At 59.7% G+C, this 18,200-nt stretch carries 13 protein-coding genes; 8 read left to right on the forward strand and 5 right to left on the reverse strand.

What is annotated here, in order from left to right; all coding sequences use genetic code 11:
- Positions 1-57: 57 nt before the first annotated feature.
- Positions 58-345, reverse strand: coding sequence for an ArsR/SmtB family transcription factor (locus H598_RS0116740; protein WP_028114023.1), 288 nt, complete (start codon positions 343-345; stop codon positions 58-60).
- A gap of 215 nt (positions 346-560) precedes the next feature.
- Here H598_RS0116740 and metH point away from each other — a divergent pair, with 215 nt between their 5' ends.
- The gene (gene metH / locus H598_RS0116745) at positions 561-4,226 is read left to right on the forward strand and encodes a methionine synthase (protein WP_028114024.1); all 3,666 of its coding nucleotides are present in this window, start codon (positions 561-563) and stop codon (positions 4,224-4,226) included.
- On the opposite strand, the gene H598_RS0116750 is transcribed toward metH, so the two are convergent.
- Positions 4,223-4,789 carry a TetR/AcrR family transcriptional regulator gene (locus H598_RS0116750; protein ID WP_028114025.1) on the reverse strand — a complete coding sequence of 189 codons (567 nt, stop codon included), beginning with the start codon at positions 4,787-4,789 and terminating at the stop codon, positions 4,223-4,225. The genes metH and H598_RS0116750 overlap by 4 nt on opposite strands.
- A gap of 82 nt (positions 4,790-4,871) precedes the next feature.
- Between H598_RS0116750 and H598_RS0116755 the strand changes: the two genes are divergently transcribed.
- Positions 4,872-5,426: a dihydrofolate reductase family protein gene (locus tag H598_RS0116755; RefSeq protein ID WP_028114026.1), complete on the forward strand. Its 555-nt coding sequence runs from the start codon at positions 4,872-4,874 to the stop codon at positions 5,424-5,426.
- Between the two features lie 17 nt (positions 5,427-5,443).
- Here the strand turns inward: H598_RS0116755 and H598_RS0116760 are convergent, their stop codons facing one another.
- Positions 5,444-6,481, reverse strand: coding sequence for an NAD(P)H-dependent flavin oxidoreductase (locus H598_RS0116760; protein ID WP_028114027.1), 1,038 nt, complete (start codon positions 6,479-6,481; stop codon positions 5,444-5,446).
- Between the two features lie 236 nt (positions 6,482-6,717).
- Between H598_RS0116760 and H598_RS0116765 the strand changes: the two genes are divergently transcribed.
- Positions 6,718-7,332 carry a DUF3157 family protein gene (locus H598_RS0116765; RefSeq protein WP_028114028.1) on the forward strand — a complete coding sequence of 205 codons (615 nt, stop codon included), beginning with the start codon at positions 6,718-6,720 and terminating at the stop codon, positions 7,330-7,332.
- A 55-nt stretch (positions 7,333-7,387) separates the two neighbouring features.
- On the opposite strand, the gene H598_RS0116770 is transcribed toward H598_RS0116765, so the two are convergent.
- Both H598_RS0116770 and H598_RS0116775 read right to left on the reverse strand, forming a co-directional pair.
- A complete protein-coding gene (locus tag H598_RS0116770; protein WP_035416062.1) occupies positions 7,388-7,963 on the reverse strand; it encodes a Tll0287-like domain-containing protein in 576 nt (191 codons plus the stop codon).
- A 74-nt stretch (positions 7,964-8,037) separates the two neighbouring features.
- Entirely contained in the window at positions 8,038-8,949 is a 912-nt protein-coding gene (locus H598_RS0116775; protein WP_035416063.1) for a DUF417 family protein, read from the reverse strand.
- A gap of 404 nt (positions 8,950-9,353) precedes the next feature.
- On the opposite strand from H598_RS0116775, the gene H598_RS0116780 reads away from it, so the two are divergent.
- The 5 genes from H598_RS0116780 to H598_RS0116800 all read left to right on the forward strand — a co-directional run bounded on the left by H598_RS0116780 (position 9,354) and on the right by H598_RS0116800 (position 18,153).
- Positions 9,354-10,610 (forward strand): dicarboxylate/amino acid:cation symporter, encoded by a 1,257-nt coding sequence (locus H598_RS0116780; RefSeq protein ID WP_028114031.1) that lies wholly within the window; start codon positions 9,354-9,356, stop codon positions 10,608-10,610.
- Positions 10,611-10,719: 109 nt separating this feature from the next.
- Positions 10,720-11,148: an acyl-CoA thioesterase gene (locus H598_RS0116785; RefSeq protein WP_028114032.1), complete on the forward strand. Its 429-nt coding sequence runs from the start codon at positions 10,720-10,722 to the stop codon at positions 11,146-11,148.
- Positions 11,149-11,423: 275 nt separating this feature from the next.
- Positions 11,424-14,582, forward strand: a complete 3,159-nt coding sequence (locus H598_RS0116790; protein ID WP_028114033.1) for a hypothetical protein — start codon at positions 11,424-11,426, stop codon at positions 14,580-14,582.
- Between the two features lie 11 nt (positions 14,583-14,593).
- Entirely contained in the window at positions 14,594-16,318 is a 1,725-nt protein-coding gene (locus tag H598_RS0116795) for a hypothetical protein (RefSeq protein WP_156897078.1), read from the forward strand.
- Between the two features lie 2 nt (positions 16,319-16,320).
- Positions 16,321-18,153, forward strand: coding sequence for a hypothetical protein (locus H598_RS0116800; RefSeq protein ID WP_028114035.1), 1,833 nt, complete (start codon positions 16,321-16,323; stop codon positions 18,151-18,153).
- Positions 18,154-18,200: the final 47 nt, after the last annotated feature.

An 18,200-nucleotide genomic window follows, 5' to 3' on the forward strand; every position in this document is an offset into this window, starting at 1 on the left:
CCTGTCGGGGTTTCAAGGTAGGTTCCCACAGTCATTTCCAGCGAATTGATCGATGGGCTACAGGGTGCAGCACTCCGCCTTCAGGTAGTCGATCACTTCATCCAGGGCATCCATGTCCACCTGACAACGCAGGATTCGACCTTCACGGGTCTGCTGCACCAACCCGGCCTGGATCAACCGGCTCAGGTGGTGACTCAGTGTTGAACCGGGAATGCCCAGCTGCTGTTGAACATCACCGACGGTCATGCCGGTCTTACTGCCTTTGACCAACAACCGATACACCGCCAACCGAGTCGGGTGCCCCAGCTCCGACAACCGTTGAGCCACCGCTTCATCACTGATCATATTTGCTCTCCTGTGGTTTTGAACAATTCTATAGTCGTCGAAATTGATAGCCAAGTCCCCAGTGAACGATTTACTTGCCCGGTCATCGCTATCGGCTATGAATCGATAACAGCGGCCAAAAAAGTTGCAACAGGGGCTATTCAGTGGCCGCCGCCTTAGCTAAGATAGACGTCTAAACGGATAAATGTCTATTTGAAGTAAATAGGGACGGCATCATGGCGACAACACTGCAACACCTCCTCGAGCAACGCATTCTGATTCTCGATGGCGCCATGGGGACCATGATTCAGGGCCATCAACTCGAGGAGGACGACTTCCGGGGCGATCGCTTCGCCCAGTGGCCCTGTCAGCTGAAGGGCAACAACGATCTGTTGTCACTGACCCAACCGGAGATTATTCACGGCATTCATCGCCAGTACTTGCTGGCCGGCGCCGACATCATCGAAACCAACACCTTCAACAGCACCACCATCGCCATGGCCGATTACCAGATGGAATCGCTGTCGAAGGAGATCAACTACGAATCTGCCAGGCTGGCGCGCCGAGCCGCCGATGAGGTGGCCGCCGAGACCGGCCAGCCTCGCTTCGTGGCCGGGGTACTGGGCCCCACCAACCGAACCTGCTCCATCAGCCCGGACGTCAACGACCCCGGCTACCGCAACGTCAGCTTCGATCAACTGGTGGACGCCTTCAGCGAGTCCGCCCGGGCGCTGATCGACGGCGGCGCCGACCTGCTGCTGGTGGAGACCGTGTTCGACACCCTCAATGCCAAGGCGGCCCTGTTTGCCATCGATACGCTGTTTGAGTCACTGGGACGCTCCCTGCCGGTAATGATCTCCGGCACCATTACCGATGCCTCCGGCCGCACCCTGACCGGCCAAACCACCGAGGCGTTCTATAACTCCCTGAATCACATAAAGCCCGTCGCCATCGGTCTCAACTGTGCCCTGGGCCCCAAGGAGCTGACCCCCTACGTCGAAGAGCTGTCCCGCATCGCCGACTGCCCGGTATCGGCCCACCCTAACGCCGGCTTGCCCAACGAGTTTGGCGAGTACGATGAAACGCCGCAGCAGATGGCCGACATCATTGGACAATGGGCTGCGGAAGGTTGGCTCAACATCGTCGGTGGCTGCTGTGGTACCACGCCGGAGCACATTCGAGCGATTCGCGACGCGGTGTCGGCACATCCGCCCCGGGCATTGCCGCAGATTCCGGTAGCCTGTCGGCTGGCGGGGCTGGAGCCCTGCACCATCGGCGCCGACTCGCTGTTCGTCAACGTGGGCGAGCGTACCAATGTCACCGGCTCGGCCCGGTTCCTGCGGCTGATCAAGGAGGGGGACTACGAAACCGCCCTGTCGGTCGCTCGCCAACAGGTAGAGAACGGCGCCCAGATCATCGACATCAATATGGACGAAGGGATGCTGGATGGCGTCGCCGCCATGGAGCGTTTCCTGAAATTGATCGCATCGGAACCGGAGATCGCCCGAGTACCGATCATGATCGACTCTTCCAAGTGGGAGGTACTGGAAGCGGGACTCAAGTGCATTCAGGGCAAGGGGGTCGTCAACTCCATCTCCATGAAAGAGGGGGAAGCGGAGTTTATTCGCCAGGCGACGCTGATTCGCCGCTATGGTGCCGCCGCCATCGTGATGGCCTTTGATGAACAGGGCCAGGCCGACACCTACCAGCGAAAAGTGGAGATCTGCACCCGCGCCTACCGAGTGCTGACCGAACAGGTGGGGTTCCCCCCTCAGGACATCATCTTCGATCCCAACATCTTTGCCATCGCCACCGGCATCGAGGAGCACGACAACTACGCCGTCGACTTCATCGAAGCCTGTCGTACCATCAAGCAGACCCTGCCTCATGCCCTGCTGTCTGGCGGCGTCTCCAACGTGTCGTTCTCTTTCAGGGGCAACAACCCGGTCAGGGAAGCGATTCATGCGGTGTTCCTCTATCACGCCATCCACGCCGGGCTGACCATGGGCATCGTCAACGCCGGTCAGTTGGCGATCTTCGACGACATTCCCGAAGCGCTGCGACAGCGGGTGGAAGACATCGTCCTCAACCGGCGCCCCGATGGTACCGAGCGGCTGCTGGCGGTGGCCGATGACTACCGCGGCGACGGCAAGCAGCAGCAGGACCCCAAGGATGCTCAGTGGCGCAGCCTGCCGGTGAATAAGCGGCTGGAACATGCCCTGGTTAAGGGCATCACCGAGTTCATCATCGAGGACACCGAACAGGCACGGCTGCAGGCCAAAGAGCCCATCGAAGTCATTGAGGGCCCGCTGATGGACGGCATGAATGTGGTGGGGGATCTGTTCGGCGACGGCCGCATGTTTCTGCCTCAGGTGGTTAAATCTGCCCGAGTGATGAAGCAGGCAGTGGCCCACCTGACGCCCTTCATTGAAGCCTCCAAGAAAGAGGTCAGTTCCGCCGGCAAGGTGGTGATGGCCACGGTCAAAGGGGACGTGCACGACATTGGCAAGAACATCGTTGCGGTGGTGCTGCAATGTAATGGCTACGAGGTGGTGGACTTAGGGGTGATGGTGCCGGTGGAAAAGATCATCGAAACCGCCATCGCCGAAAACGCCGACGCCATCGGCATGTCCGGGCTGATCACCCCGTCCCTGGACGAGATGATTCACAACGTCAAAGCCTATCAGAAGGCCGGGCTGGATATTCCCTGCTTTATTGGCGGGGCCACCACCTCCAAGATCCATACCGCGGTAAAAATTCATCAGCACTACCCGGCCGGGGCGGTGTACGTCCCTGACGCCTCCCGAACGGTGCCGGTGGTGGCCAAACTGATCGACCAGAGCCAGCGCCGGGCCTTCGTGGAGGAGGTCTATGCCGATTACGCCGAGCTGAAGGCCAAACGCGAGGCCCAGGGACGACGCAAAACCCTGGTCAGCCTGCAGCAGGCCAGGGACAACCGCAATCAGATTGACTGGGATAAGTACACCCCGTTTGCCCCTCAGCAAACCGGCATTCGCGTCTTTAAGGACTACCCGCTGGAGGATCTGATTGAGCGCATCGACTGGACACCGTTTTTCCGCAGCTGGGGCCTGCATGGCCGTTACCCCGAGATCTTTGATCACCCCAAGGTGGGTCAGGAAGCCCGGGAGTTGTACGACAACGGCCGCACCATGCTGACGAGCCTGATGGAGGAGAAGTGGCTGAGCGCCGCCGCGGTCATCGGCCTGTTCCCAGCCAACAGCGTCGATCACGATGACATCGAGATCTATGAGGATGAATCGCGGCAATCCACCCTGACCACCCTGCATATGCTGCGCCAGCAGATCGAACGGGCAGGCAACAACAACTTTGCCCTGTCCGACTTTGTGGCCCCCAAAACCAGCGGCAAACGGGACTTCATGGGCGCCTTTGCCGTCACCGCCGGCATTGGCATCGAGCCTCACATCGCCCGCTTTGAAGCCGCCGGCGACGACTACAGTGCCATCATGCTCAAGGCGCTGGCGGATCGGCTGGCCGAGGCCTTTGCCGAGCGAATGCACGAGCGGGTCCGCAAAGAGTTCTGGGGCTATGCCGCCGACGAGCAGTTGGACAACGGCGATCTGATCCGTGAGCGTTACAAGGGCATCCGTCCGGCGCCCGGCTACGCCGCCTGCCCGGATCACACCGAAAAAGGGCTATTGTGGCAATTATTGCAACCGGAGCAGCGCATCGGCTTGGCGATCACCGAAAGCTACGCCATGTACCCGACGGCAGCGGTGTCAGGCTGGTACTTCGCCCATCCTGAATCCCGCTATTTTGGCGTCACCGACATCGGCGAGGATCAGCTCGAAGACTACGCCCGCCGCAAAGGCTGGAGTCTGGAGCAGGCTAAAAAATGGCTGGCGCCGCTGCTGCATGGCTAGAATCGGTTTTGCCTCAGCGCCAAACTGTCCAGGTAGAAGTCGAGGGGGCCATTCAGGTCCTCCAGGCTGAGACCTTCAGGACCGGCATGCAGCGCCAAGGCAAAACCATGCAGGTAATCCACCAACAGACACAGCGCCTGCTGTTGCTGGTCTGGCGTCAGTGCCAATGGGGCCAACGCCTGCTCAAAGCGCTCACCAAAGACCTGTGCCGGACCGGTACTGGTCATGGACAGCAGGGTCTGCAGCAGGCCACTGTGATCGGCAAGCAGCTGCAGATAACTTTGGCTCAGGCGGGTCAACTCCTGCCGCCAGTTCTGGCCCTGTTCGGGTTGATAGACACTCGACACCAGAGTGCAACACAACGACTCCAGCAGCGCTGCCTTGTTGGGAAAGTAATGGTATAACGCCATGACATCCACCTGAAGCTGCGCCGCCAAGGCGCGCAGACTGGGGACCTTGCCCTCGCTCAACAACAGCCGGTGTGCCTGTTCGATGATCCGCTCTGCCGACAACCCCGACTGACTCGACAGCGGCCGGCCGCGCCGTTTGCCCTTGACAACCATTGATGCTCCTCTCTATGCTTCACCCAACAATTCTACATTGTAGAATTAGTGTCATTGAGTTGCAAATGGGTAAGGAGCATTTATGAATACCGTCTATCTCGGAGTCAGCCTCGATGGTTACATCGCCGATCGTCAGGGAGGCCTGGAGTGGCTGCACAGCCCCCCTAATCCGAATCACGATGACTTCGGCTTTGCCGACTTCATGGCCCGTGTGGACGCGCTGGTGATGGGCCGAAACACCTTTGATACGGTGCTTGGATTTAACTGCCCCTGGCCATACAACAAACCGGTCTTCGTCGTCAGCCGCACCCTGACCTCGGTGCCTGACCACCTCAGCGACCGGGTGCAGTTGATTCAGGGGGAGCCGGTTCAGATCTGCAACGAACTCAAAACGCTGGGATACAGCAACCTCTATATCGATGGCGGCGTCACCGTACAGCGCTTCCTGCAGGCGGGGCTGATCGATGAGCTGATTCTGACTCAGGTGCCGGTGTTGCTTGGAGGCGGCGTGCCCCTGTTCAATGAACTGGAAACGCCACAGCAGTTTGAGTTGGTCGACTCCGAAGTGCTGCTCAATGCCCTGGTAAAAAGCCACTATCGACGCAAACAGCCCCCTGTTGACACCAGCACCGAATAACCTCGGCACAGCAAGCGCTACGACTTCGGCAACAGCCCTTCCAGCAGGGCCGCCGCCGGAATCGCCCGACAGCCACTGGCATTCTGCCCACACCACAAGGGTGAAAAATCGCTGCTGTGCTGAGCTTCAGCCAGTTGCCTCAGGGCAGTAATGGCCCCACTGGCATGGGGAAACGCCGGCACTCCCTCCGGTCGGGGCCCCAATTCCCGAATCACCCGATTGACAATGCCGCGGGCCGGGCGACCGGAAAACAGCGTAGTCAACGTGGTATGACCGGCCGCTGGGCTCTGCAGGGCCTGACGGTGGAGTTCACTGGTTTTCGCTTCATCACAGAGCAAAAATGCGGTGCCTACCTGCACCGCCGAGGCCCCCAGCTTCAGGGCAGCAGCCACACCCTGGCGATCGGCAATGCCACCGGCGGCGATCACCGGCAGTGACACCGCCGCCACCACCTGAGGCAGCAGCGCCATCAAACCGGATTGCAGGCTGAGATCTGAGCGAAGGAAGTGGCCCCGGTGACCTCCGGCTTCCAGTCCCTGAACAATGATGCCATCGGCACCGTGAGCCTGCAGCCACAGCGCCTCCTCCACCGTGGTGGCTGACGCGATGACCTTGGTGCCCCAGCTCTGCACCCGCGACAACAGCGCCTCATTCGGTAGCCCGAAATGAAAACTGACCACCGCCGGTCGGTACTCGGCTATCACCGCCGCCATCTCGGCACTGAACGGCTGCCTGGCGGGTCCCGCGGCAAGCCCGTCGGTGCTGCCGCCAAACTGCTCAAAATAAGGTTGCAATCGATGGCGCCAACGCCGCTCGGCCGAAGCCGACGCTGCCGACGGTGAGTGGCAGAAAAAATTCAGATTGACCGGCGCGTCGCAGACCTCGGCCAGGCGTGCCAACTGCTCACTCAATGCGGCAGGCGTTAACATGGCACACGGCAGAGACCCCAAGCCACCGGCGTTGCTGACCGCCGCCGCCAGTTGGTAATCCTGAACACCGGCCATCGGCGCCTGAATGATGGGATAACGGGTGTGAAACAATGCAGCGCTCGACATACTCACTCCTTGTTGTCGACAAAGCGAAGGGCCTTCCTGCCCCAGCGGGTGCACCACCAGAAAACGGTGCACGCAATCTAGAGTGATGGAATTGCAGGAAAAATTCACTAAATCAGGAAAAAAAGTCCGCGTTGGTGCCAATGTTGCTGAATTTGTCAGCCCGGTCGGCAATAGGTTGCAGCAGTGTTTTTTAAAATCTGCTAGTCTGCGGCAAGAATCATTTCAAGGACACCCCTATGCGAAGCAAGCTTGCCCTCGCCGCCATGGCGCTGCTAATGGCCATCAGCGCTCAGGCCGCCGATCAAATTCTGACTCTTGAGGATGGCCGCCAGGTCATTCTGCGAGACGACTTTACCTGGCAATACCTGGCCCCGGCCAAAGAGCCTCAGCTCGACAGCCCCCCGAAGGCCGGCAACAGCGCCCCCGTGGCGGCCATTCCGGTGAGCAGCGCGCCGCCTAAAGTCGCCACCAGCATACCGGCTAAACCCATGTCCAGTGGCGTAAAGGTGGTACCAGGGCAAGACAAAGACGTGATGCAGCTGTCGGACTCAGGCGCAGACATCCTCCTGGGCCACGCCAGCTACGAAGGCGGTGAACTGGTGATCTTCACTGCCATTACCAACCAAGGGCGGCAATCGATCGTTGAGATTGACCTCAGCATTCGAGTCATGGATGAACATGGCCAGATTCTGGCCGATGATACGGTTCCGGTATGGCGCTCCATCAAACGGATGGCCGATACCTACCTGCGTCCTGGCAGCAGCAAACCCGGGCTGGTGATTCGAATTCCGGTGGAACAACGGGAAGTCTACCAACTGAAAGTGGAAGTGGACGATCTGTCCACCCGCTAACCCGCCATCGCAACAACGGCGCCTCGGGCGCCGTTGTTGCTGTCCTTTAGCAAGATCAAAACCGCTTCACCACGCTGAAGGCACCCCGAACCTGTCCCAGCTCATAGCCTCGAGCGTGGTCATCGGGATAGAGGCTGTCGATGGCCTCTGCCAGCTGCGGTGCCACATTGGCGCCATGACACGTCAGGCAAGGCCCCTGAATGGCGATGGCTTTCATCAGCCGATACTGCTGTTCATCGTACTGGCTGGCCAGTAATTCAGATACCGGTTCACCGTCGGCATGGCGCCGTTCAAACGCGAGCAGACTCTGACGCTCCCAGCCATCGGCCGCGCCCGCCTGCGGGTTTCTCGGCTTCAGGCTGAGGCGTTTAATCTGCCAGCCGCTGCGCGCCTCCAGTTCGGCGGCCATCTGCGGCGCCTGCTCCGCGCACACCGACACCGCGGCAACCGGCCCTCCTTGCTGCATCGCTTGCATCAGTGCCGGTTTCAGGGTGCCGGCAAACTCGGCAATCAGTGCCAGGCCTTTCTCCTGCAATGCCTGCTGTTCCAGCGGCTCTGCCTGCCCCTGCAGTGGCAGCAGGGTTGCAGCCAACACTACCCAGGCGCACCTTACACATTCCTTCGCTGTCATCGTCCCTTTCCTTGGTCATTGGCTCACAGAGCCTGTTTAATTAATTTAGATATATCTTATCAAGAAATTTCTAATTAACAATCTTCACCGGGAGGATATCGATGCCAGAGAATCAGCGCCGCTGCCAGCAACAACTGGTCTTTCAGAATAAACACCCCGGTTCCATTCAGCAGCGGAAACTGATCCTCCGGGTTCCAGCCTGGCACGGAAAACAGAAAACTGAGCGTCCCCAAGGCCGTCGCGGCGATGCCAGCCACGCCGAGACACCCCAGCACCCGACTGACGGGGAAGCAAACAATCAACCCCATAAACAGTAACTCCACGCTGCCAATGAAATTGGAGGCCCCCTGGACATCCCACAGATCGTAGGTCCAACTGAACAACAGATTCGACTCCATCAGTCGAACGATGCCCTCCGCTTCGTAGCTGTGAAATTTAAGAAAGCCGATCCACCCCATCACCAGCACAATGCCCATCATGGCCAGGTGGGTCATCAGCCCTTTGCCAGCTTCAACCCAGGCGAACCGTCCGGACTGATGCCCCAGATCCACAAACAGATACCCAGCCACCGCCAACATCGACAGGTATTTGATCAGCCCCTGACCGGCCCCAAGGTAGGGAAAGCCCCAGCCCTCGACAAAAATCGGATTGGTAAACAGATACAGCAGATTCAAGCCAAAAATCACCATCGCCATCGCTGCCCCAAGGAAGGCCTGACGCCCGCCCCACAATCCCGTCAACACCAGCACGCCTGCCAGCACCTCCGCCACCATCATCAACAGCGCCAGAGTCTTCAGCGGCAGCCACTGCAACAACGGCGCAAACAGGCTGCTGTTGGACAACCAGTAGTCGCTCATTTTCAGCTCGGAGGGGGTCAACTTCAGCCCCCCCAGCCAGATTAAATACACAGACAGCACCAGTACCAGGTAGCGCCGAAGGGCCTGCTCACTCAGGCGGAGACGGGAAAACGCAGCAATCACATTCATCAATATCAGTCCATGGGTCACAATTTCAGCGCGCCAGCGGCCCGCTCGTTGCGATAACAGACCGCACTCGAACCGCGGCCATTTCATCGCTGCCGCGGCTTTTTTTGCTGCGGGTCAGAGCGACGAAATGAAAACCGTTCAACTTCAGTGTAACAATCTGAAAATTAAGCTAATTAAGCGTTTATCTCCTTGAGGAAAAATGCCGATTAATTGAGCATTATAAAAACCAGCGCGGGTGACATGCTTTTTTCTTATCCGAGTAGCATTTTCGTATCCTCCCGTTTGAAAAACCGATACAAAGAGAGTAAAACCAAAACCGAAAACAACAGAAGTGACCACCACAGAGTCACTCAGCAAGATAAAAACCCAAATATTCCAACATTTTCGCAACAAAGGTGTTACCCGTGCAAAAGACGAAAGGCCTGTTAGGCAACATTGGCATTCAGGTGGTCATCGCCATGATCATCGGTACCCTGGTGGGTATCGCCATGGGAGAAAGTGCAGCGGTATTTGCCCCGCTGGGTAGTATCTTTATTCATCTGATCAAGATGCTGGTGATCCCCCTGGTGGCCGTGGCCATCATCAGTGGCGCCGCCGGACTGGGTAACAGCCACGCCGCCGGTCGCGTCGGCCTGACCACCCTGGGCTTCTTCGGCCTCACCTCCGCCGTGGCGGTAGCCCTGGCCCTGGCCATGGGTGAGATCTTTCAGCCGGGCATCGGCATCGACTTCTCCTCCGTCAGTGCCATGTACGAAGGCAACCTGGCTGCGAAGGGTGAACTGCCGACCTTCTGGGCCACCATGGTGGGCATGATTCCCACCAACGTCTTCTCCTCCCTCAATGACGGCAACATCCTGCAGATTCTGGTGTTCTGCCTGTTCTTCGGCATTGGCCTGTCTAAAGTGGAAGCCGACCGCTCCCAGCCGCTGATCGACGGCATCAATACTGTTGTCGATGCCTTCGTATGGATGATCAACGTGGTCATGAAGATCGCTCCCATCGGCGTCTTTGGCCTAATGGCAGAAGCGGTAGGCACGTTCGGCTTTGCCGCCTTGAGCACGGTCATGAACCTATTCCTGGTGTACGTGGCCACCATCCTGATTTACGGCTTCCTGTTCTACCCGGCAATGATCAAAACCCTGACCCGAATCCCGGTCAACAAGTTCATCTCCGCCATGAAGAAGCCACAGGCCGTGGCTCTGTCCACCGCGTCCTCCATGGCAACGCTACCGGTCACCATGGATGTGTGTGAAAAAGAGCTGGGCATTCGCAACTCGACATCCAGCTTCGTGCTGCCTCTGGGCGCCACCATCAACATGAGCGGCAATGCCATCTACTACGGCTTGGTGGCGGTATTCTTCGCCCAGGCATTCCATGTCGACCTGGGCTTGGGGGCGTATGTCGCCATCATCCTGACCTCCACCCTGGGTGCGGTCGGTCAAGCCGGTGTACCTGGCCCCTCCTTCCTGGTGGTGGCCGTACTGCTGGCTGCCGGCATTCCAATCGAAGGCCTGCCGCTGCTGTTCGCCCTGGATCGTATCTTTGACATGATCCGTACCGCCCTCAACATCACCGGCGATGCGGTCTGTGCCGCCATTGTCGATGAGATGGCCGGTGAAGCCCCCCAGAGTCAGCAACAGGATGCCATCGACCTGAGGTAATCCAACTACCGGTTAGACTCTGTTCAGGCCACCCTTGCGGTGGCCTGTTTGTTTTTTATGCGAGCGATGATAAAGTGAAACACTCATTCTAAACAGGTGTTTTAAAAGTATGGACGCTTTCAAACGGGACTTTCCCATTCACACCCCCATTCGCGTTGCCTGGGGTGAAATGGACGCCCTTCAGCACGTCAACAACGTGGTCTACTTCCGCTATTTCGAAACTGCACGTATCGATTTTTTTCATCAAATCGGCCTGATGAAAGAGATGCAGGCGACCGGCATCGGTCCCATTCTGGCCCAGACCCAGTGTCGCTTTAAGCGCCCGGTGACCTTCCCCGACACCCTGCACGTTGGCACCCTGATCAAGGATCTTCAGGATGACCGTTTCACCATGGAGTACCACATCTTCAGTGAATCGCAGCAATGCATCACCACCATCGGCAGTGCCGAGGTAGTGGTGTTCGACTTCAAAAACCAGTGCAAAGCCACGCTGCCCGCCGCCATTCGGGCGCAACTGGAACAATACAGCGCCGGCTGACCCGGCCCAGTCAGGTGGCCGCCGGCTGCCTGACTGCCCAGCGACGACTCCAGCTCCTCGGTCTCCCTCCCCTCGGCAGCCAAGTATTTCCGTCATCGACTTCATCATTGGCCGCTGGCGGTCGCCTTACACTATTCCTGCATCGAAAAAACATGTTAACCAGTTGAAATACAGCAAAAAAATACCAATAAATTGGTGGTAAGCCGCGTCATAGTTGATACCATTCATCGCGCAAATTCACCTCGCCGTATCGACATTGAGCCAGCAGGGACTCCATGAAGCAGTTTGATAAACAGATCCTTATACCTCTCTCTCCCACCCAGCCCGCCAGCCTCAAAGCCGCCCTTGAGCGCTATCAGGAACTGCTGGCGTCCGAACAGGCATTTCGGCAAGAGATGGGGTTGATGCACAACGTCGAATTTGTGGCCAGTCAACCGCAGGGCCATCGACGCTTACAACCGGACGATGCCGGCAAGATGGAGCGGCTGCTGGCCTACGCCATGACCTGCGTGCGGGGCGGGATGCCTGCCCTGGTGAGCGACGACGACGAGGTTTATTTCAGCGAGGCGATCCTGTTTGCCGCCGCCCTGGGCCACCCGGAGCTCAAACCAACCCTGATAGCCACCGCCGAGGCGATGGTGGCCTTTGCCCGCCGCCGTAACGACAGCAGCGACATGTGGCTGGACGACTGCCACCTGTTCGGCCTGGAAGCCCTGTACATGCTGGCGGTGGAGCACGACGAATGCGCCTGGCTGCTGGCCGGCTTCTTCATCCCCTACTGGGACAGCGAACATGAGGACTCCCACGACACCCTGATGGCCCTGCTGGTTCAGGCCTGCGGCTGGAGCCGCGACCTGCTCAACGCCTATATCTACTGTGACAACCCCCAGGTGCGCCGCTCCTTCAACCAGCCGGATAACCATGGGGATCTGGCCGATTACCTGCAACAACATCCGCAGGAGTACCAGTGGTTCTGCGACCAGTTGAGTCAACGCCTGATCACCCGGCCACTGCTGGCCTATCATGACGAACACAGCCTGGATGAGACCCAGCCGGTATTGGGCTTCTTCCATACCATGAGGGCCGAGTGGCCGGTGGCGGCCGACCCCTACGACCAGGACCAGTGGCAGGATGAGGTCAACCTGCAACCCTTTTTGAACGGCAACATTGAAACGGCGGCGCTGGCCCTGCATCAGAACATCGAGCAGAACGCCAACGGCCCGTTGGTGGTGGTGGCCGAGGCGCACCAGGACAACGGTGATGACAGCAGTCAAGGCCCACTGTTTGATGACCAGTTTGGCAATGCCCTCAACTTTATCGGCGGCCTCGACCAGGGACCGATGCTGCGCGCCTATGTTCAGGGCGAGTTGGATCAGGACAGCGGCGAGCGCTTGCTGGCACAAGTGCCTGAATTCGATTTTGGCCGCATCGGCCGCTATGAGTACGGCGGCGCCGAGGCCTTTCAGGAAAACCTGGCCCTGTGGCTGAGCCGCCCCTTCGCTCAGGACGATGTGGTACCGACGTTCCCCTACTACTTCGAACGGTTGCTGAGTGAACGGCGCGGTGTCGACAACGAACTGCGTTTGTTGGATCTGTTTTGGCGGCTGCTGGGGCGGCCGCAATTCCCCCGGCGAATGGCAGATACCCTGATTCAGGAGTTCGGTCACCTCAGCGAAACCGAGTATTGCGACCGTTACCGGCAGGATCTCAATAGCGAACAACAGCAGCACCAGGCACTCCACGAAGACCTCGAGTGCCTGTGGTGCGACGAGCTGGAACTGAGCGAGTTTACCGCGCTGGACCAACGCACTCGAGCTCACCCCAGCCTGCTGGCGCCGGAACAATGGCCACAGACCCTGGGTGCCGCCACCTATGCCGCCTGGTGTGCCCAGGACATTGCCGTCGCCGACGGCGCCGCCGGCCGAATGACCGCCTGGCTGGATCAGCAGTTGATGCCGCTGCTGTGCCAACAGTTAGCCGAATACAGCAAAGACGACACCCTGCCAGCGGAACTGCAACTCTACCTCACCGACAACGAGCCACAGCCGTTTGACCCGGCTCGACACACCCTAATGGCAGAACGGCTGGCCGCCATTCTGCACCATGACGGCGGCACCCTCGGAGATCGAATCACCGATCGGCAGCCCGCCTACGCCCTGCTAATGCACGATGACGGCTTTCAGTTTGGCCTCCATTGCCTATTCTGGCTGCAAATTGCCAGCTGGCTGGACCGAGTCCCGCTTCGGCTCGAACGCCTGAGCCAACGACTGCTGCAACTGCTGCTGACCCTGGCGCCGCAAAAAGTCATCGGCCTGCTCAGCAAACCCCACTCCGACTACCCCCTCTACCAGGGCATCAACGATGTCGAAGAGGAGCACACGCTGCACCGTCAGCTGAGCAAGTGTGGCGTCAGTGACTGCGAGCTGGAGGTGTTCCGTCTGTGCAGTGACCAGCAGCTGGCCTGCTACCGGCCGGCCGATGCGCGCTTCTGGCAACGCTATGTGGCGATGCTGGACCACTATGGTGAGGCACGCCCCGATGACAGTTCCATGCTGGGCGCCAGTGCCTGGAACCAGTATCAACAGATGCTGCAGGTACTGCGCAGGCGCGAGGATCGGGAGCGACTGCAGTTCTACCAGGACCTGATGAGCCGCCACCCCGAGGCGGTTCTGCCCCAATGGCTGGAGGAGGAGTTCACCCAGGCCCTCAACGGCTACCTGATCAGCAACACCGAGGTGGAGGAGGATCTGGACTGGCTGGAGCAACCGGCCCGTCGTCGCCAGATCGCCAACGACACTGCCGTAGAGGTGCTGGCCTACCTCAATGGCGACCGGGAGCGACAACAGGTGCAGGCAAAACTGGCCGCCACCCTCAGCCGGGAACTCAACGCCAGGACCGATGCCGAGAGCCGGCTGGGGCCGCAGTTCTATTTATGGGGGCTGCTGGACCAGGATCGCAGCGACCGCCTATTGACCCTGCTACTCAACCACCATGTCTCTGCCCTGAAGCTGCTGGCACCAGAGCCGCTGACCGACCTGTACGTGGCCCAGTTGATCCGTCAGGGCGAGCTGCCCCTGGAGCAGCGCTGGCAGCATCCGCAGGTGGGCCACATCACCATCCGTGACCCTCAGGCTCGCAAGGCGTTGATCCACAGGGCCGCCGAATGGGCACTGCAACGGTTGTCCACGCTGGATATCCCCGAAGGGGTGCGAGTGGCCTTTGCCTTCCAGTACCAGGTCGATGACTACCTGAAGACGATCGCCAGCCAACAGGCTCTGCCGCCAATGAGCCCCTACCTGTGCGGCAAAGATCGGCTGGCTCTGGCTGAGCGACTCGGGCAGCTGGGTCACTCCCGCCCTGGAATCAAGGGGCTGCTTCAAGACACCTCGGTGCGGGTTCGGGCGCTGGCCCAACGCCTGCTGGACAAAGAATGACAGGACCATCAATGACATCCCCTGTGATTGCCATTTATCGAGATGGCGGCTGCAACCAGCTGCGGGTGCTGACGCCGGTCGATCACAACCGCCAGCGGCTCATTTGGCAGGCGGAGCTGCTTGGTTCCGAGCACAAGGTCCTGCTCGCCGAGCTGCTGGACACCGATCATCTCGTAGTGGCCGACGAATCCGGACGGCTGTTTTTCGGCGATATGAGAACTCAGCAACTAAAACCAGTTCAGGCCCTGCCGGTTCGGGGCCTGAGCGGTGGCTGCTGGCTGGATCGCGACCAACGGCAGTTGTGGTATGCCGCCGATATGGAGCGGGAGCCGGACGCGTTTGAGTCGCCGCGATTAATGGGCTGGTCGCTGCCCGACTGGCAGCTGATCGCCGATCTGCCTCTGCCGGACTACATCAATACTCAAAGCCTGACTCGGCGCAATGACGGCCGTTTTCTGTTCTACAACCGCGGCCGTGGCGGCGATCCGGCTCGCCGCCACGGTTTCTACTGCTGCAACCCCGACAGTGGCGACACCGAGTTTCACCCTCTGGATTCCCGCCCCTTTCCCGAGGTGATGTATCACCACCGGGTGATGACCGTCCATCCGGGACTGGAACTGGCGCTGATGCCCTGCATGGATACCCTGCCTCTCAACGCCCATCGCCTCGGCTACGGAATGCAACTGGTGGATCTGATGGAGTTCACCATCCTGTGGCGCCAGCCGGTGCGTTACCTGAGCCAGCCGCAGTGCGACTGCGACGCCGAGGAGTTTGCCACCCTGATAGCCCACGCCAGGGGAGAGACCGTGGATGCCGATGACCTGGAGCAGGCGCTGGAGAGCTTCACCGAAGCCCTGGGGGACCTGAGGCTCAGCCAGGATGGTCGCACCCTGTGGCTGCAGTGGCTGGATGGAGCCGTGCAACAGCTCAGCCTGAACACCGGCCAACAGTTTGCCCTGGGTGACAGCCGGCTTTACCGTCCGAAACCGCAGCCAGACCATTTTCATGACCTTAACAACCCATTGACCCATCTCAGTTACCCGGCCTGGTCCCAGGCCCTAACGCCACTGGACGACGGCACCCTGATGACGGTGAACATGGACTACCAACAGCTGGATATCGGCAACCCGATAACCGACCCTGTTAGCGGCACTGTGTCGGTTCCCTGCCGCGTCTGCCCCCAGCCAGAGCTGGTGATGAGCGATGAGCAAAGGTTGGCCCATACTCAGGCGGGCAAACTGATCATCGAAGTCGGCTACCTGGCCCTGGCCGAAGATCGGCTGCAAGGGGCCAGGGAGTGGGCGCACCAGGTCAGTCAACTGCCTGACAGTGCAAAGGGAGCCCGACTGGAGCCCAGCTTTCGCGACGCCGACGGCAATCAGGCCAACGAGCTTGAATTTGCCCGCGCGGCAATTCAGGCACCCGGCGGTGCCCAGTGCCTGGCCCAGGCAGTCGAACACCTCTGCCACAGCCCTCAGGCCGCCAGGCTGCGCAGCGGCGACAGCAAGCCCGCCCTGGCCGATACCGTATTGGCTTTGGCAGAGCACAGCATCGACCATCTGCCGCTGTTGGCAGCGTACTTCAATGTCATCGACGGCGAGCATTGTGCCCAATTCCATATGGAACACACCCTGCCGGTGATCGACAGCCTCTACAACCGCGGCTTATTCAAGCGACGTCACTATCGCCGTTTCATTCAGGCTTTGCCCTGGCCATTCAACGGTAAGGAATACTGATCATGACCTTCCCCTATCGCCTGAAATCCCTCTCCCTGGACTACGTAGGCGCGATTCAGATACAGGTTATCGAGTCGACCGAACCGCCGCAGGTGCGTTGGCAGGGTGAGCTACCGGGCAGCGAAGACTCCGACATAAAACTGTTGCAACCGCTGGATCAGCACCGATTCGTGGCCGTCACCGATCGGGGCAAGGTGTTTCTCGGGGATGATCGCCAGCGCACTGTCACTCCACTGGCGGATCTCAGCTGCCGCTACGACTCCGGCGCCTGGCTGGACACCGACACGGGGCGACTGTGGCTGGCGGCGGACTTTCGTCATAAACAGCTCAATGGTTACCGCCTGCTGGCGCTGGATTTGAACCAGGGCACTGTGGTGGCCAACTGGCCCATCGACGACAGCGAGCATGATCTCACCACCTTGACCCGTCGCCACGACGGCCAGTTTGCCTTTTATGGCCGCAACAGCAAGCCGGGTTACAAATTCCGCCAGCACTGGATCCACTGCCTCAATCCCGGCAATGGCGATCAGCAACGAGCCGTACTAGCCAGCAAACCCACCCCGGTGGACGTCACCGTTCGCCCCTGGCTCTATCTGGACCGGACTCGAGGGCTGGCGCTGATGCCCGGGGCCGATCGACTGATTCAAGTGGATGAAGACCGGTTCGCGTTTGAGCTGCAGTTGCTGGATTTGAACCAGGGCGAAGTGCTGTGGACCCGGGAAGTCCGTCATCTGCACCTGGATCAGGTGGAGAGTGACCATTACCATCCGGAGTTGCGACAGTCCTTATCTCGCATCGCCTCTGGCCAATATGCCCATACCGACAACGACGCCTGGCAGACACTGCTCAGTTGCCTGACCGGTGCCTGGTTTGACCCGACTCAGCCGGAGATCTGGCTGGGCTGGCAGGACGGGACGGTACAGAAAATCGGTCTCGACGGTGAACGCCGCTCCCCCCTTTACCGGGTGGGAATTGAGGATTCGCAGGGCAACTGCCACTCGCCGATGCCGTTCGATCATGAACCACTCGCCCCCAGCGGCCGCCAACAAGACCGGTTAACCCTGAGCTACGGTTTCGAGTGCGATGAACACCTAGAAGCCCGCCTTCCAAAAACCATGGAGGCCGCACCTCTCGACCAACGAGACCCACAATGGCTGCCCTGCCAACGCCGCGCCGGCTTACCACTGAGGATTCCAGCATCACTGCAGGCCCAACCGGGCCCCAGTGGCTGCGTTCATATTACCAGTGGCGATCTCCATTGCGCCGAAGGGCGCCAACAGGCCCTGGAGCAATTGCTGGCGCTGCTGCCCGCGTTGCAACAGCAGCTAGGTGGCCACCAGGAGAGCCAGTCAGGATGGCTGGGGCGACTGGTGGGCAGGCTAAACCCCAAACCCGACGCCACCGTACGCCCCCTTTACCTGGCCTTCAGCGATGGCCTGGGCCGCACCGAGAGTGAAAAACAGTTTTTCCATGAGGCAGTGCACCACCAGGCTTGTGCGCCCCTGATCGCCCAGCTGATTGACAGCGTCAGCCGCTGGCCCTGTGCCGCAACCCTGGAAGGCCATGGCGGTGAGCCGCTGCTTGCCCATGCCGCCTACAGCCTGTGCCTGAACAAGGCGTACCTGCCGCAATTGGCCGCCTATTTTTGTGCCATGGGTGGAGGTGAAGCGGTGTCCCCGTTTCACATCAATCACACCCTGGCGGCAATTCGCGAACACCATGCCGACACGCCGGAGCTGGCCACCTTCCTGGCCGCGGTACCCTGGCCCTACAACGACAACACCTTTACCAAACCCGAACGCGACCCCTATGACGACTGGGGTGAGGACGACTGAGTCCCCTTAGCACAACGGGGCGCCGGTGGCGGCGCCCTCGTAACCAC

Source organism: Ferrimonas kyonanensis DSM 18153 (genome assembly GCF_000425405.1).
Taxonomy (GTDB): domain Bacteria; phylum Pseudomonadota; class Gammaproteobacteria; order Enterobacterales; family Shewanellaceae; genus Ferrimonas; species Ferrimonas kyonanensis.

What these genes read in the sequence shown, in the direction of transcription:
- H598_RS0116740 (WP_028114023.1), bottom strand. Translation starts at nt 345, where the DNA reads ATGATCAGTGATGAAGCGGTGGCTCAACGGTTGTCGGAGCTGGGGCAC.
- metH (WP_028114024.1), top strand. Translation starts at nt 561, where the DNA reads ATGGCGACAACACTGCAACACCTCCTCGAGCAACGCATTCTGATTCTC.
- H598_RS0116750 (WP_028114025.1), bottom strand. Translation starts at nt 4,789, where the DNA reads ATGGTTGTCAAGGGCAAACGGCGCGGCCGGCCGCTGTCGAGTCAGTCG.
- H598_RS0116755 (WP_028114026.1), top strand. Translation starts at nt 4,872, where the DNA reads ATGAATACCGTCTATCTCGGAGTCAGCCTCGATGGTTACATCGCCGAT.
- H598_RS0116760 (WP_028114027.1), bottom strand. Translation starts at nt 6,481, where the DNA reads ATGTCGAGCGCTGCATTGTTTCACACCCGTTATCCCATCATTCAGGCG.
- H598_RS0116765 (WP_028114028.1), top strand. Translation starts at nt 6,718, where the DNA reads ATGCGAAGCAAGCTTGCCCTCGCCGCCATGGCGCTGCTAATGGCCATC.
- H598_RS0116770 (WP_035416062.1), bottom strand. Translation starts at nt 7,963, where the DNA reads ATGACAGCGAAGGAATGTGTAAGGTGCGCCTGGGTAGTGTTGGCTGCA.
- H598_RS0116775 (WP_035416063.1), bottom strand. Translation starts at nt 8,949, where the DNA reads ATGAATGTGATTGCTGCGTTTTCCCGTCTCCGCCTGAGTGAGCAGGCC.
- H598_RS0116785 (WP_028114032.1), top strand. Translation starts at nt 10,720, where the DNA reads ATGGACGCTTTCAAACGGGACTTTCCCATTCACACCCCCATTCGCGTT.
- H598_RS0116790 (WP_028114033.1), top strand. Translation starts at nt 11,424, where the DNA reads ATGAAGCAGTTTGATAAACAGATCCTTATACCTCTCTCTCCCACCCAG.
- H598_RS0116795 (WP_156897078.1), top strand. Translation starts at nt 14,594, where the DNA reads ATGACATCCCCTGTGATTGCCATTTATCGAGATGGCGGCTGCAACCAG.
- H598_RS0116800 (WP_028114035.1), top strand. Translation starts at nt 16,321, where the DNA reads ATGACCTTCCCCTATCGCCTGAAATCCCTCTCCCTGGACTACGTAGGC.